The sequence below is a fragment of the Anaeromyxobacter sp. SG66 genome (assembly GCF_022690805.1).
In the GTDB taxonomy this organism is placed as follows: Bacteria; Myxococcota; Myxococcia; order Myxococcales; family Anaeromyxobacteraceae; genus Anaeromyxobacter; species Anaeromyxobacter soli.
In genome coordinates, this window is record NZ_JALCZC010000002.1 from 117015 (window position 1) to 131232 (window position 14218).

The 14218-nt window shown below is 68.6% G+C and carries 11 protein-coding genes; 7 read left to right on the plus strand and 4 right to left on the minus strand.

Annotated elements, in window-relative coordinates:
- Positions 1–18 precede the first annotated feature (18 nt).
- The 7 genes from MNZ39_RS01255 to MNZ39_RS01285 all read left to right on the plus strand — a co-directional run bounded on the left by MNZ39_RS01255 (position 19) and on the right by MNZ39_RS01285 (position 5067).
- A complete protein-coding gene (locus tag MNZ39_RS01255) occupies positions 19–894 on the plus strand; it encodes a restriction endonuclease (RefSeq protein ID WP_242333339.1) in 876 nt (291 codons plus the stop codon).
- Between the two features lie 85 nt (positions 895–979).
- The gene (locus tag MNZ39_RS01260; RefSeq protein ID WP_242333341.1) at positions 980–1324 is read left to right on the plus strand and encodes a hypothetical protein; all 345 of its coding nucleotides are present in this window, start codon (positions 980–982) and stop codon (positions 1322–1324) included.
- Positions 1325–1346: 22 nt separating this feature from the next.
- Positions 1347–2675: an HNH endonuclease gene (locus tag MNZ39_RS01265; RefSeq protein ID WP_242333343.1), complete on the plus strand. Its 1329-nt coding sequence runs from the start codon at positions 1347–1349 to the stop codon at positions 2673–2675.
- Complete coding sequence (locus MNZ39_RS01270; protein WP_242333345.1) at positions 2672–3253, plus strand: hypothetical protein; 582 nt, start codon at positions 2672–2674, stop codon at positions 3251–3253. Before MNZ39_RS01265 ends, MNZ39_RS01270 begins: the two co-directional genes overlap by 4 nt.
- A 34-nt stretch (positions 3254–3287) precedes the next feature.
- Positions 3288–3821: a hypothetical protein gene (locus tag MNZ39_RS01275; protein ID WP_242333347.1), complete on the plus strand. Its 534-nt coding sequence runs from the start codon at positions 3288–3290 to the stop codon at positions 3819–3821.
- Complete coding sequence (locus MNZ39_RS01280) at positions 3776–4354, plus strand: hypothetical protein (protein WP_242333349.1); 579 nt, start codon at positions 3776–3778, stop codon at positions 4352–4354. Before MNZ39_RS01275 ends, MNZ39_RS01280 begins: the two co-directional genes overlap by 46 nt.
- On the plus strand, positions 4351–5067 hold the full coding sequence (locus MNZ39_RS01285) for a hypothetical protein (protein WP_242333351.1): 717 nt from the start codon (positions 4351–4353) through the stop codon (positions 5065–5067). The genes MNZ39_RS01280 and MNZ39_RS01285 overlap by 4 nt, the downstream gene beginning before the upstream one ends.
- 125 nt (positions 5068–5192) lie before the next feature.
- On the opposite strand, the gene MNZ39_RS24775 is transcribed toward MNZ39_RS01285, so the two are convergent.
- From MNZ39_RS24775 to rmuC, 4 genes are all read right to left on the minus strand, one after another.
- Complete coding sequence (locus tag MNZ39_RS24775; RefSeq protein WP_242333353.1) at positions 5193–8606, minus strand: helicase-related protein; 3414 nt, start codon at positions 8604–8606, stop codon at positions 5193–5195.
- Positions 8603–10327 carry a hypothetical protein gene (locus MNZ39_RS01295; RefSeq protein ID WP_242333359.1) on the minus strand — a complete coding sequence of 575 codons (1725 nt, stop codon included), beginning with the start codon at positions 10325–10327 and terminating at the stop codon, positions 8603–8605. Before MNZ39_RS01295 ends, MNZ39_RS24775 begins: the two co-directional genes overlap by 4 nt.
- Before the next feature lie 326 nt (positions 10328–10653).
- Positions 10654–12015 (minus strand): hypothetical protein, encoded by a 1362-nt coding sequence (locus MNZ39_RS01300; RefSeq protein WP_242333360.1) that lies wholly within the window; start codon positions 12013–12015, stop codon positions 10654–10656.
- Between the two features lie 50 nt (positions 12016–12065).
- Complete coding sequence (rmuC, locus tag MNZ39_RS24780; protein WP_242333362.1) at positions 12066–14189, minus strand: DNA recombination protein RmuC; 2124 nt, start codon at positions 14187–14189, stop codon at positions 12066–12068.
- Between the last annotated feature and the right edge of the window lie 29 nt (positions 14190–14218).

Genomic DNA, 14218 nt, shown 5'->3' on the forward strand with positions numbered 1-14218 from the left:
GACACCAGCCGGAAGCGGATGGGGGAGCTCGTCCGAAAATTGTTCGAGATCCTTATCGATCACCCGGAAGGCATGGCCGCGAAGGACGCGCTCGCGGCGACAGCCAACGCGGTGACGATGACGGAATGGGAACGTGGCGCCTACGCCAACGGAGCCCGCCGCTTCGAGAAGAATGTCCGGTTCGCGACGGTCGACACGGTGAAAGCTGGGTGGCTCGTGAAGACGAAGGGCACCTGGGTCGTGACCGACGCAGGGAAGGCGGCGTTCAAGAAGCACCGCGACCCCGAGCAGTTCTACCGCGAAGCGGTCCGGCTCTACCGCGAGTGGAAGAAGGCGCAGCCTAGTGAAGGCGGCGGCGACGATGCCGAAGAGACCGACGGACCGCCCGACGCCGAGCGCGCAGTCATCGAGTCGTTCGAGGAGGCTGAGGAGGCGGCGTGGCGTGGCATCGAGAACCTCCTGCAGAAGATGCCGCCGTACGACTTTCAGGAACTCGTCGCCGGGCTCATCCGGGCGATGGGGTACCACGTCGACTGGATCGCGCCGCCCGGGAAGGACGGGGGCGTCGACATCCTCGCCTTCACCGATCCCCTCGGGACCAAGCCGCCTCGCGTGAAGGTCCAGGTCAAGCGGGTGGACCGTAAGATCGACGTTGCCGACCTGCGCTCGTTCCTCGCCGTCCTCGGCGAGGGTGACGTCGGCCTGTTCGTGAACACCGGCGGGTTCACGCGCGACGCTCAGGATGAGGCGCGAAAGCAGGAGAAGCGGAGGGTTTCGCTTCTCGACATGGAGAAGCTGTTCGATCTCTGGGTCGAACACTACGGTCGACTCGACGAGTCCGCGAAGCGGCGGATGCCGCTGAAGTCAGTGCGGTTCCTCGCGCCGGCGGAGTGATCCACCGCCGAAGTCCGACCCGAGTGGCAAGCATCGGCGTGAAGAGGTCTTGGCGAACCAGTCACGGCGTTGTCGTGAGGGCACCATGCTCGACCATCGACGGAAGAGAGCAGAGGTACCGATAATCGAAATCCGGAGTCGCGATTATTGGTTCAAGGTCATCGAGATGCTCCAACAGAATTGGGCGCTCGTCGATGACGACGCGAGCGGATGCGCGACCATCTTCTTCTTCGACGACGGGGCCGGTGTCTTCGACCGACTCGTTCTCCCGAGCATGGCTGACGCGGACCGGGCGCTCATCAGGAACGGGTTCTCGCGCTTCGCAGAAGATCCCGAAGCGCAGACATTCATACGGGCTCCGGAGCCGCCGTTTCGGGAGCGCTCGCACCCGAACGGCCGAATCTACTCGTCGGGCCGGTTCTGGAAGTGATGTGCCGGAGGAGATCACTCCGATGACGACGCGCCATGCGCTCTACTACTGCGGACCTTTTGAGACGAACCGGCATTTGCTGGGGCGCGCCGCGGTGACGCCGAACTCGTACGTGAAGAAGGACGGTTCGACGCGAGCGATCCGCCGTCCCGAAGTGCCCGGGATCGCCTTTGGATACATGCAAGATTCCAGCGCTCCGAGCGACGGCTCGCGGGGGGTCTATTACGCCGTAGCCGCAGACGACCTCCTCCTCGCGTCGCCCGTCCGAATTCGCGATGGTGGTGAGCACCTGGGCGTGGGGAAGGATGGTCCGAGGTGGTTCGCTCCGAACCCGACGCGCATCGAGGACGAGCCGGCGCAGCGGCTTCTGCGCGAGATGGCGGAGCGCAACCCACGACAGCGCGAGTCGCTCCTCGCGCTTTGGGCCGCACTGCCGGAGCGTTCCGCCGGAACCGAGCGGGAGAAGTCGTCGACGATCGACGCGTTCGTCCCGCCGGGGAGCCTGTACGACCACCTCTCGCGCGCGTACCACGCTGCACTGTTCTCGCTAAACCAGCTGGGACCTGCTCTGAAGCCGCCGCGCGATCCCGGTCCCGGCACGGCGATGTACCCGGTCGATTTCTTCGATCGTGAGGCCGCTGACTACAACCCGACCCCGCAGCGTCGGGCGGAGCGGGCCAACCGGAAGGCCCTCGCAGAGCTAATCGCGACACGGCTGCCGCATCCGCGCGTCAAGGACAACTGGGGGTCTGGGGCGAGCGTGTACGAGGCCGCTGGCCAGATCTTCGCACTCGCGGCGCGGCTGGCGCGCGACAGCGGTGTTGATCCCGAAGTGCACCGGGCGCTTCACCCGCCGCTCGTGCGCGGCGAGTTGCCCTCCCCCCGCGAGCCGGATCGCGACGTCAACGAAGCGCTGCGCGAGTTCGATCAGAAGACCGCTGGGCTCCCACGCTCCACCGAGGCGGAGCGCCTCACGGTGCAGCGGATCGGACAGGACGTGTTCCGCGCGAGGCTGATGGCGTGGTGGGGTGGTCGGTGCCCGCTCACCGGGATGGACGAGCCGCGGCTACTCCGGGCCGGGCACATCAAGCCCTGGGCGGAGTGCGACTCGGACGCGGAGCGGCTCGATCCGTTCAACGGGCTCCTGCTGGCTCCGCACCTCGACGCGGCGTTCGACGCGGGGCTCATCACGGTCGACGACGACGGCGGGGTGCGTGGCGCCGGATCACTCTCTGCCGCCGCGCGGCAGGCGCTCGGCATCGACCGCCGCCTAGTCGTGCCCGGACTCGGGCTGGCCCACCAGCGATATCTCGCGTGGCACCGTGAGCACGTGTTCGAGGGGATCGCGTGAGCGCTACGAACCGCGGCGGTCGCCGCTCGCCGGCGGACTACTATGCGACGCCGGAGTGGTGCGTCCGCCGCCTCCTGGAGGCGGTCGACTTGCCCGGAGGGAAGTGGCTCGAGCCAGCCGCGGGCGACGGCGCGATTGTGCGCGCCGTGCGGCGCCCGGACGTCACCTGGGACCTGTGGGAGCTTCGCGACGAGGAGCGCTGGCGTCTCGCTTCAGCGGCGCCGGGTGCGGCGATCACGACGGGGGACTTCATCGAGGCTGCGCGCCGCGGTGCGTTCGAGCGGCGCCGCTTCGCGGTCGCGATCACGAATCCACCGTTCCGGCTCGCGCAGGAATTCATCGACGCTTCTCTGACGTGCGCGGATACCGTCGTGATGCTGCTCAGACTGAACTATCTCGCATCGAAGTCGCGCTGGAGCTTCATGAGCACACACGCGCCCGACGTGTACGTGCTTCCGAATCGCCCTTCGTTCACCGGGGGTGGAACCGATTCGATAGAGTACGCGTGGTTCGTGTGGGGGCATGACCGGCGACGCCGCGGGACGGTACAGGTCCTGGGGCTTCGCGAGGACGAGTAACGCACGAGGTCTTCAGTGCGTGGGAGGAAGGCCGATGCCCAGACCGACGCCGGCCGTGTCGCTCGAGACCAAGGAGATCCCGCAGGCGGACATGCTCGACACCGTGTTTCGCGTGCTCGAGCTCACCGCTGCCGGCGCCGAGATCACGCCTCAGGCACTCGGCGTCGTCGAGCGACAGGTCCTGTACTACGTGCACGCTGCGAAGGTGCTGGGGTTCCTCGACAAGGACGGTGAGCCTACCCCGGCCGGATGGCGCTGCCTTCCAGTGAATGCTGCCGCGCGGCTTCGCTGCGCGGCCGACGGGTTCGAGCGAAGCACCTGCGGAACGGCCTGGGCGCGCTGGGCGGGCAAGCGCAGCGTGGCAGACGTCGATCCCGCCTCAGCCGCCGAGTTCCTCGAGTCGGTGAGCCCGCTGTCATCGAGCACCGCGGAGCGCCGCGCGCAGACGCTGAAGGCCTGGCACGAACAGCTCTGGCCGCGAGCGGCACATGGACCGAGGCGCAGGCGTGAAGGGGGGAACGGGTGGGGACGGCACGCGTCTTCGAGATTCAGCAACTCCGGCAGGTAGTTCGTCGCGGTGACGTCGTCGAGGAAGTGCCGCAGGCTCTCGCGTGGTCGCCGGCCGCGGACGACGCGCTCGACGAAGCTCTCGTAAGCCTGAGCTGCGATGCGTTCAGGTTCCAACTCCGTGTCGAGAACGCGGTCCGGGATGTGGGGTTGCCGTGGGCGATCCTGCAGTTCACGCGAAACTACCGGCTGGCGGGCCATCTGAGCCAAGTTCGAGACGATCGGCGCGAGCTTTCCTTCTCCTCCATGTCGCTGACCGGGAACCACGACGTCCTCGCGGATGGCATCCCACCGGTTTCGACGGTGTTCGCGTTCACCAGAGCCGCGCTCGAGCGCGCCGCGGCGCGCAGTCCGCTGCTTGCGCCAGCGTGGGATGCGCTCGAGCGAGCTCCGGAGAACGCGCATTACCTATGCGTCGCGGATCCGACGGACCTGGAGTGGGTGCAGCGGCAGGAACTCGTGGACGACGACCTGTTCCGAGCGCAACTCGGGCATTCGGTCCCGACATGGCGCGGGTGGGGGGAGAAGGCATGACGCTGTCCGTCGCGAGGCTGGACGAGTGGTTCGTCGTCGTGGACGGCCGTACGCCAGTCAAAACTCCGGGGGGCACGCCAGTCGTATCGCATCACCGCGAGCTCGCGGAACACATGGCGCGGGACATCGCCGCGACCGGGCGAGATCCGACACACCGCACGAACATGTTCGCGCTTCAGGCCGGGTATCTCGATTTCGGCCTGACGGTGCCGCGGAGTGACCTCGAGGTCCCGGTCATCCAGATGTGGAAGTCTGACATCTTCGTGAACCGGCCTGCGGATCCGGAGCTGATGATGCCGCTCATGGCGCTGTGGGGCCTGGAGCGTCTCGGGCGTGCCGAGTTCGAGGAGGCGGTCCACCGACTCACGCTTCGCCAGCTGATGGTGCTCATGCAATGCGGCGCTCAGTACCAGAGCTCCGCGATCGGCCTGGAGCTGCTCTCGTCCGACCGCGATCCGACCGGCCTCGCGCTCGGCGCTTGCGCCCGGTACTGGGCGTACCTGAACCGGAACCTGACCCTGGCCAATGGCTATCTCGGGTTCGGAGGAGACGGCGGCCGGCACGATTCCGTCGACCGGGACGACGACTACTGCGATGAGCGGTGCTGCGTCGAGGACGGCCCGCCTGAAGACCTGCCCGAGCACTGCCCAATTCATCGTGTGTTCGTCACGATGCGCAAATGGGCGGCATATCCGGAAGAGCTTCCGGCCTAGCTGGGACCACTGGCGCCCACAAGAATCCGTCTCTTCCCCCGGTCATGCGGGCACCGTAGACGCCTTTCGTCAGGTGTCGACGAACGCGGATCCCTCCCAGCGACGCTCGCGTCGGGCGTCGCGGGTCAGGCCGCTTCGGCGTTTACCGCATCGGGGTGCGGAGCCCACACGTGCAGGCGGACCCGGAGGTCCGCGACCAGCCGCTCCGGAAGCGTGACGAATCGGAGACCTTCCTCGGTCCCCTCGGCGCCATTTGCGGCGTCGTCTCCACCGGCGTCGTCACCGACGACGTCGCCTCCGGTCAGCACCTCGAACACCTGCGCGCGAAGCCTGAGCTCCTCGTACATCCGCTCGTCGTACGTTCCGGCGAGGAACGGCACGCCGACGTCGAGGAACGGTCCGGTGCCCGACGGGTTCAGGGCCCGCTCGCGGAACGTCTTGCTGCCGATGCGATCGACACGGCCGGTCCGCTGCTCGAGGACGGCCGGGTTCCATGCGAGGTCATAGTGGACGACGAACCGGCAGTGCCGATGCAGGTCGATCCCCTCGGCGCCTACGGACGTGCAGACCAGGATGTCGGGGAGCAGCGGCGTGTTGAACCCGGCGAAGGCGCGCTCGCGGCCCTTCGGGTCGCCGCCCTTCACGAGCGCCACGAATCGCTGGTCGCGGAGTTTCGTCGCCTCGAGCAGCGTTGCCCGGGCGGATCCTTCCCAATCGTGTCGCCCACTCGCCGCGCAGAGGTCCTCGAGGAACACCTCGAGGCGGTGCCCCATGCTCTCGCGTTGGCGCGGCAGCGGCTTCCAGAGCTCCTCGACGAGGAGCTCGCCCCATGCCTTCTCGTGCCGCTCGGAGCGGCTCGGCAGCAGCCGCACGAGGACCGAGTCGCGCAGCAGCGCTCGCCGCAACGCCTCGCACGCGTGGAGTCGCTCGGCCCAGTCGAGCAAGCCGTCCCGGACGGTCAGCGCGGCGAGGTGCTGGTGAAGCCGACGGACGACATCCCGAAGCTGCTCCGGAACGTCGGACGGCGGCCCGCCGAACCAGAGGCTCGGGCCGCGGGCCGGGACGTCCAGAACCGACACGTCTCCCGCCCGCCGGGCGCGATCGCGGCGTTCCGCGAGCCGCCGCGCAAGTGCGTCCACCCTCGCCGGCGCGGGGTCCTCGTCAGTGACGGGGTACCTGGTGTGGACTCCGCGCATTGCGACCGCCTCGCCGCCGTCGTCCCCCTCGATCTCGTCCGAGTACGAAACGCCGTACGGCCGCTCCAGCCAGTCCGGGCTTGCAATCGCGCGCAACGCGCTCTTCACCACACCGGAGACGCGGTCCCCCAGTAGCCGGGTGGCGATCGTGTGGTCAATGGCGCGCTGCAGGAAGACGCGGTCCGTGCGCTCCTCGTCCAACGAGATTCCGTGACGTAGGCAAGCGCGCGCGAGGACCGGGAGATCCGCAGGCTGCAGCTCGAGCTCCTCGGAACGGAACGGCCAGTCGCCGAGCACTCCTCCGCCGCATGTCGCGAGGGACCACAGGACGCGGTCGAGCCCGAGCGGTGCGAGGTCGCCGTCGCGCCTGGTCACGCGCCCGCGGAGTGCCTTCAGCGCCTTCTCGCCTCCGAGACAGCGCTTTCGCCGTTCAGCGAGCTCGCGAGAAATCCGGTCGTGGAGAACATCGCGGATGCGCTCGGCGGTATTCGTCCGAAAACAGAAGATCAGCGTCTTCTCGCCCTCGTGCCACGCGGCGAGCGCGCGCTCCACGACGGCGGCGAGCTTCGGGTGCCGTGCATCGTGACGGCGGTCCACCATCTCCAGAAGCAGTGCGAAGTGCTCCGCGCTGTCCCTATGGGACGCGAGCCACTCCTTCACCTTCTTGCCCTCCGCCGACTCGAGGAGGGTGGAGTAGCAGCCGGTGAGCGCCGAGCCGAGCGAGGAGCGTCCCCGGTTCCGGTTCGCCTCGGACACACAGCGCATAAGGAGGTAGTGCGGCAGCTCTCCCTCGCCGGTCACGTTCATCCCCGCCGCAGCGTGCAGGACGTGACGGTCTGGGCGGGCGTCCGCGAGCGCCGGGTGGTCGTATTCCTGCCCCGAGCGCACGATTCGGTGATCGGTCTTCCTCCGGTGCCGAACGACGAGGTGTCCCATCTCGTGCGAGAGGTCCCGGTTGTGCGCGTACAGCCGGAGCGCCTCCGCCAGGAACGAACGCACGACCGGATCGAGCTGCGATGTCGCCACCGCGACGACCTGCTCCAGCTCGGCGGCGTTCAAGGCGCCGGGCGCCGCGGTCAGGTGATCGATCTCGGCGCGGGCGTCGAGGAGGGGCGCGGATCCCCAGTGTTCCGCGAGCGCTGCGGAAGGGACCGCGTGTAGCTTTGCCCAGGTCTTCGCGAAACGTCGGCTCGAGAGATCCGCCTGCTCGAGCACCGGCCGGAGCACCTCCTCACGATGCTTTCGCAGCCGTTCGATGCGTCCCGCGGTGGTGGTGCGGTCGCCCGCGGGCTGGAGCGCCTCCCCGATGCGGAGGATCTCGAGCATCTCGGCGGGCCGTAGTTGGAAGGGAGTTGCAGTGAGCAGGAGCGCGCGCCGCGTTCTCGAGGCGAGGTGCTCGGCGAAAAGGTCGTATCCGTTCGTTCCGTGCTCGGGGCCGTTCTTCCAGTTGTGGGCCTCGTCGACGACCACGAGCGGCACCGGGCTTCGGAGCAGCTTGAGCAGCACCTCCCGATAAACCCAGTTGAGCTCGTCCGTGACCCTGTCGAAGAGGCGCTCGCGGTCGCGCACGTACGGCTCGGAGATCTCGCGGCATATCTCCAGGATCTTCTGAATGCGCGACGGCGCACCGTCCGGCGAGGACCGGTCGAGCCGGCCGAGCGCCTCCACCGCCTCGTCCTCGCTGCAGGGGATCTCGGTGAGGTGCGCCTCGTCGACCTCGACGCTCCGCCCCCACCCCTCCGGCGCTCCGCGTAGCAGGCGCTCGCGACGGTCGTGCCGGAAAGCCGTGCCCCAGTACCGGAACAGTGCCGCGAGCAGGAACCTGCGCTTCGCGTCGTACAGCTGCAGCTTGCGGGGGCCGAACACCGTCATGGGGGCGACGATCACTCGCGCAGCGTGCTTCCCCCGCCTCCCGAGCGCGGTCACGAAGTCGTCGAGCCGATCGCATCGCTTCGGCTTGAACCACACCTGCGCTTCCGCGCGGTGCTCCGGGAGCACGCAGCGGCCCACGAACTCGGAGACTTCCCGCTCCCATTTCCGAAGCAGCGACTCGTTCGGCGGTCCGAGGATGACGACCTTCTGATAGCAGCCCTCGAGATCGGGCGGTGCGGAGCCGGTCGTCAGCCTCTCGAGCACGGAGTAGGCGACCGCGAGCGCGACGAAGGTCTTCCCCATTCCGACCTCGTCGGCGAGGATCTGGACCTCCCACCGCCGCCGCGAGTCGTCATGAAAGAGACGCTCGAGGAGCGCTCCGGCCGTCGCATGCTGTCGTGCAGCGTCCTCCGGGTTCTTCATGCGCGTCCGGTCCAGCCCGAGATCGAACGCATCGCTCGTCGAGATCACGCTCGGCCACCCCGCCTTAGAACGGCGTCCACGTAGCGCTTGAAGCTTTTCGATCCGAGCACGTCCGGGTGCGCCGTCACGAGGTCCTCCAACATCTGCTCGATGGACGTCCATGCCGACGCGACGTACGCGCGCCACGGCGAGTCCTCCTGGACGAGCGACGCGGCGTCACGCAGGCACGCGGCGATCTCCGCGAGCTGAAACCCTGCCGCAGTCGGAGTCCTCTCCGCGGCAAGCGCCGCCTGCTTCACCTGGCGCGCGAGCGCGACGGGGCTCACCGGTCCGTTCAGCGCGATCCGCATCGACGGCTCCGTCGCCCCGCTGGCACGCCGGAGATCGTCTCGAAGACCCTGGAGCGCCTCGACGAACTCGCGGACTTGGTACGCCTGGATGCGGGAAGTGTCGACGCGGGATTCGCAAGGGGGGTCGGGGACGTCCGGCCCGTCGTCGTCGCCGTCCCACTCGGGCGGGCGCGGGTACACGTCGGCGAGCGTGATCCGGCCCTGGTAATACGCGAGCAGCGTTCGCTCGTCGGGCGTGCCCCCGCCGGCGACCACCGGCAACTCGGCGCGCGCCGTCAGGTCGACGTTGACCGGGAACTCGGATGGTTCAGAGGAGGCCCACCACGCGACGCGCACGCGCGGATCGAGGAGAAGCCTCCGGAGTGCCTCCGGCATGACCTGCAGGTGGTTCACCTCCGGCGCACCGACGCCCGCCGAAAGCAGCTCCAGGTCGCCCGACCCGTCGCGCAGGGAGAACGTCCCGGCGAGCTTCGCGGGGTCGATGCGGACCACGAGCTCGAGCTCGGCAGGGGACGTGGTCGACGGTGCCAGGCGGACGTCGAGCAGGAACGTCGGAACCACCGGTTCCGGTTCAGCGGCCGCCGCGGGCAGAAGCGTCGCGGAGGTGAGCTGCACGGGAACACCGGTGGTCGGCGGGAGCAGGGCCTTCCCGAGTGCGCAACCTTCACGCGCGATCCGGATGCCCGCCTCAATGTTTGCCTTCGGGCCGAAGCCCCAGCCAGGTCCGGTGAAATTGGCCGACCCGGCGTAGGCGAGCTCCCACGCGCCGCCGTGCAAGATGACGATTTTCGCGTGCAGCTTCCGGAGCTTCCGCACGTCCGCGAGCCCGTCCTCGTCCTGCGGCAGCGGATTCACGGCGTGCACCCGCACCGAAACTCCGAGCGCGCCCGGGTCGAAGTCGCCGAGCGCCGGCAGCCGCGGCCTGAAGCCGCTATCGCCGACGGGCTCTGCGTCGACGAACAGGTCGACCTTGGCGTTCGCCGCGAGTGCGTCGCGGGCTCGCAGCTCCCGGACGAGTGTCGTGATCGGGCCGTGCTCGCCCTCGCCTGACCAGAAGGGGCTCACGATCGAAAGCCGCTCGACGCGATCCGCCGCGGGCCATCCCGCGAGGAACCGCGGCCACAGCGCCGCATCGCCGCCGCTCCAGAGGAACTCCACGGCGGCAGGTTCATCCGATGCCCAACGCTCCACCCGCGCGAGCGCGAGTGACCGGACTTTCTCCGCGGACTCGGACCACCAAGGCGCGAGGTAAGTCGGAGCGACGCTCAGCGCGTCACGAACGACGGCGGCGATCGCGGGCACCTTCTCGGTCGCGACGAGTGGCAGGGCGACCTCACGGTTCTCGCGATACCCGGACTGCGTCAGGTTCGCGCTCGCGACCTGCAGCGACACGGCGTGCTCCCGCACGACGACGAGCACCTTCGCGTGGAGCAGCTCGCCCTGCGGTCCGATCGCCGGACGGACGTCGAGCCGGAGGGATCGCGGGCGTCCCGAGTACCGACGCTGATCGAGGAGGACGGCGCCCGCGTCGAGCGCCGCGAGCGCGTTCTCGAGCGCGATCCGGGCGGTCCAGCTGCGATCGTTCCACGCGCCCAGCGCGAGCAAGGCCGGGAGGAGCTCGCTCTCGAAGAACTGCGGGTCGAACTCGTACGTCGTGGCAAAGAAGCCCAACACTTCGCCGTGCTCGGGAGCCGGCGCGAGCCGCTCGAGCAGGCGCCGAGGCTCCGCGGAGCTGCGGCGGCCGCTCACTGCGTCACCTCGTCGCCGGCGAAGAGCAGGGCGTCGGCGGACGCGGTCCGGTACTCGTGCGGCCGCACGTCATCGGGGCTGCGCGGCTCGCCCCTCACCTCCGACGCTCGTGCCAGCGTCAGCGACACGCACGTTCCCTGCACCTCCAGCCAAGGAGACTTCCGCCGTCCGCGGTCGAACTTCCCGTGCTGCACGTCCGCGTGGCGGGACAGCACCGCCAGCGCGATTTCCCCGGCGGAGCCGCCGGACCGCGAGGCCGCCGCGAGGAATGCTCTCACGTCCTGCATTCTCACCAAGCCCGTCTGGAACCCGGGAGCGGTCGCGGCGGAGATGCACGACTCTAGCTCCAGAGCGGCGCCCACGAGCCCCGACCCGACCGACGCGAGCACGTCGTCCGCGGCGAGATCGCGCAGCTCGACGGCACCCGCCGCCTCGCAGAGCCACAGCACGCGCTCGAAGCCGAGCAGCGCCCATCGGTAGCAGGCCTCGTAGGCGACGATTGCAGCAATTGCCTGCGCCAGGTCGACATCCGCCGCCGTGAGCCGCTCCCGGATCCGCGCCAGCCGCGCGAGCTCCGATTCACCATTCTTCGCACGCCAGCGCCCGAGGGCTCGCGCCATCCGACGGCGCGTCTCGTCGAGCTCGAGCGCCTGCAGCAGCAGGCGCGCCTCGCCCTCGCTCGCGGGAACCGCGATCCCTGCGCGGGTGCCCCAGCTCCTCAGGGCGTCGATGCCGACCTCGCGGTCAGGATCGCGTGCGGCCTCGCGCACGGTGTACGGGGTGCCGGTTTCGTCGAGGAACGCCGCGCCGAGCGCCTCGCCGTAGTCGGCGGAGAGGGTGAGCGAGGCACGGTCCACGAGCCGCATCCCCGCGGCGACGTTGCCGTAGATGCCAAGGACCCCGTACTGGACCTGCCTGCCCAGGAGTCGGAACCGCGAGCCCGTGCTGCGGCGCCCGTCGCGCGCGAGCGCATTCCGTTCTGCCTGCGCGTACCGCACGCCGCGAACGCCGAGCGGCGGCTCGCCCTCGGCCGCGAGGACGTTCGCGAGGGCCCACAGCCGTTCGAGTCGAAGGATGCACTCCTCGCGCGCGTCGCGGTCGACGGCGGATCGGCCCGACGGCGCGGGGGCGAGCGAAACTCCCGCGCAGAGCAACCCGAAGTACCGCGGCTGCCTCGCGACGTTCGTGAGGCCCGGGAGGATCTGATCGCCGAGAAAGTTGTACCCGCGGTCGAAGCCGAGCGGGTCGACGCTCGTGCCGGGGAGGTCAGACGGGTCGTAAGCCGTCAGGAAGGGGATGAACGCGTCGTCACGGGGCCGTGCCGCTGCCGTCGCCTGTCGTGCCATGTACCTGGCCACGGTAGCAGCCCGACGGACACGATTCGTGACGACGCTCAAGCGCAGGCGGGCTAAGCCTGCGCCTCTTCCTCGCCGGCCTCGACGGCGGAAGCGGCGCTCAGCAACAGCGCCTCCGCCTCGGGCGCGGGCAGCTCCTGGACACCCCGGAGCTTCCGCTGGATCGCACGGCTTCGGGTCGCGACAGTCTCGAGGGTGTTGGAGGCCTCCTGCAGCTTCTTGTCGACCTTTTCGATGACCTGACCGAACTTCCCGAACTCGGTCTTCACGGCGCCGAGCACCTGCCACACCTCGCTCGAGCGCTTCTGGATCGCGAGCGTTCGGAACCCCATCTGTAGGCTGTTTAGCAACGCGGCGAGCGTCGTCGGGCCAGCGACGACGACCTTGAACTCGCGCTGCAGTAGCTCGGTCAGCCCGGCCCTCCGCACGACTTCCGCGTACAGCCCCTCAGTCGGCAGGAACAGGATTGCGAAGTCGGTCGTCGTCGGCGGGTTCAGGTACTTGTCGTGGATGTCCTTCGCGCACGCGCGGATCCGCAGCTCGAGCGCACGGCTGCACTCCTCGACCGCTGCCGCGTCGCCCCGGTCCGCGGCATCCGCGAGCCGCTGGTAATCCTCGACCGGGAACTTGGCGTCAATCGGGAGGAGGACCTCGCCTGCGCCGTCCTCGTGGCCGGGGAGGCGGATCGCGTACTCGACCCGCTCGCCGGAGTTCGACCTCGTCGCGACGTTCCGCGAGAACTGCTCGGGCGACAGCATCTGCTCGAGGAGAGTCCCGAGCTGGACCTCGCCCCATGTGCCGCGCACCTTGACGTTCGCGAGGACGCGCTTCAGGTCGCCGACGCCGTTCGCGAGTGACTGCATCTCGCCGAGGCCGCGCTGCACGGCCTCGAGCCGGTCGCTGACGAGCTTGAAGGACTCGCCGAGCCGCTTCTCGAGCGTGCCCTGGAGCTTCTCGTCGACCGTCGCTCGCATCTGCTCGAGCCGGCTCGAGTTCTCCTGCTGGAGCGTCGTCAGGCGCTCGTCGACGGTTGCCCTCAGCGCCTCTAGCCGCTTCTCGTTCGAGTCCGTCAGCCGGTTGAGCTGCACCGCGAAACCTTCGAACTGGGTCCGCTCGAGGGAGGCGAGATCACCGACCTGCTTGATCAGCGCATCGGTGAGCCGCTGCACGGCGGTCGACGATTCCTTGCTCACCTGCGCCAGCGACTGCTGGGTCTCGGTCCGGCCCTGGTCCAGCTTCTTCTCGTTGGACTCGGTGAGCTTCGCGATCTGAGTGCCGAACGCCTCGAGCTGCGTCTGCTCGAGGGCGGCGAGGTCGGCCATCTGCTTCAGCACGGAGTCGTTCAGGTTCTTCAGTGCCGTCGTGAGCTCCGCGCGGAGGATCCTGGAGGAGTCGGCGAGCTCCGCGCGGCTCTGATCCAGCTTCTTCTCGGTCGCCTCCGTCAGCTTCGCGAGCTGCGTGGCGAACCCATCGAGTTGTCCCTTCTCGAGCGCCGCCAGCTCCGCCACTTGCTTCAGGACGGAATCATTCAGGTTCTTGAGCGAATTCGACAGCTCGGACCTGAGCGTGTTCGACGCGGTCGCGAGCTCGGCGCGAGTCTGATCCAGCTTTGCTTCGTTGGTGGTCGTCAGCTTCGAGATCTGGTCACCGAAGGCGTCGAGCTGAGCCTTCTGCTGTTCGGTGAAGTCGGCCATCTGGTTCGTGACCGAGTCGCTGACGTGCTTCAACGCCGTTCCGAGCTCGGATCGGAGTACGGCGGACGATTCGGCGAGCTCGGTACGGGTTTGGTCGAGCTTCGAGCTCGTGTCGGCGAACGACTGACGCAGCCTGCTGTCGACGAGTGACTGGAAGGACCCGAGCTTGTGCTCGACCGAGAGCGTCAGGGAATCGAGTCGCTCACCGAACGCAGCGATCGACCGGATGCTGGAATCGGTGCTGTCCTTCAGCGTCGACCGGATCTCGTCGCGGAGCTGGTGAGTCGCCGACGAGGCCTCATCCCGGTTCCGGGAGATTTCCTCCCGAACCGTTCGCTCGAGCCGATCGTGTGCTCGGTCGAGGCCGTCCAGTCGCTCGAGAATCGTTGAGCGGAGCGCCGCCGCGATGCGCGAAGGCAAGATCGCCAGAACTGCGATGATCCCTGCGACGGACAGGCAGCACAGTACCGTGATGAGCGTCACGAGTTCCCCCCTGAGATCATTCGATGCAG

Bases quoted from the DNA above. Each gene is read 5' to 3' on its own strand.
- MNZ39_RS01255 (WP_242333339.1), top strand. From the start codon at position 19: ATGGGGGAGCTCGTCCGAAAATTGTTCGAGATCCTTATCGATCACCCG.
- MNZ39_RS01260 (WP_242333341.1), top strand. From the start codon at position 980: ATGCTCGACCATCGACGGAAGAGAGCAGAGGTACCGATAATCGAAATC.
- MNZ39_RS01265 (WP_242333343.1), top strand. From the start codon at position 1,347: ATGACGACGCGCCATGCGCTCTACTACTGCGGACCTTTTGAGACGAAC.
- MNZ39_RS01275 (WP_242333347.1), top strand. From the start codon at position 3,288: ATGCCCAGACCGACGCCGGCCGTGTCGCTCGAGACCAAGGAGATCCCG.
- MNZ39_RS01285 (WP_242333351.1), top strand. From the start codon at position 4,351: ATGACGCTGTCCGTCGCGAGGCTGGACGAGTGGTTCGTCGTCGTGGAC.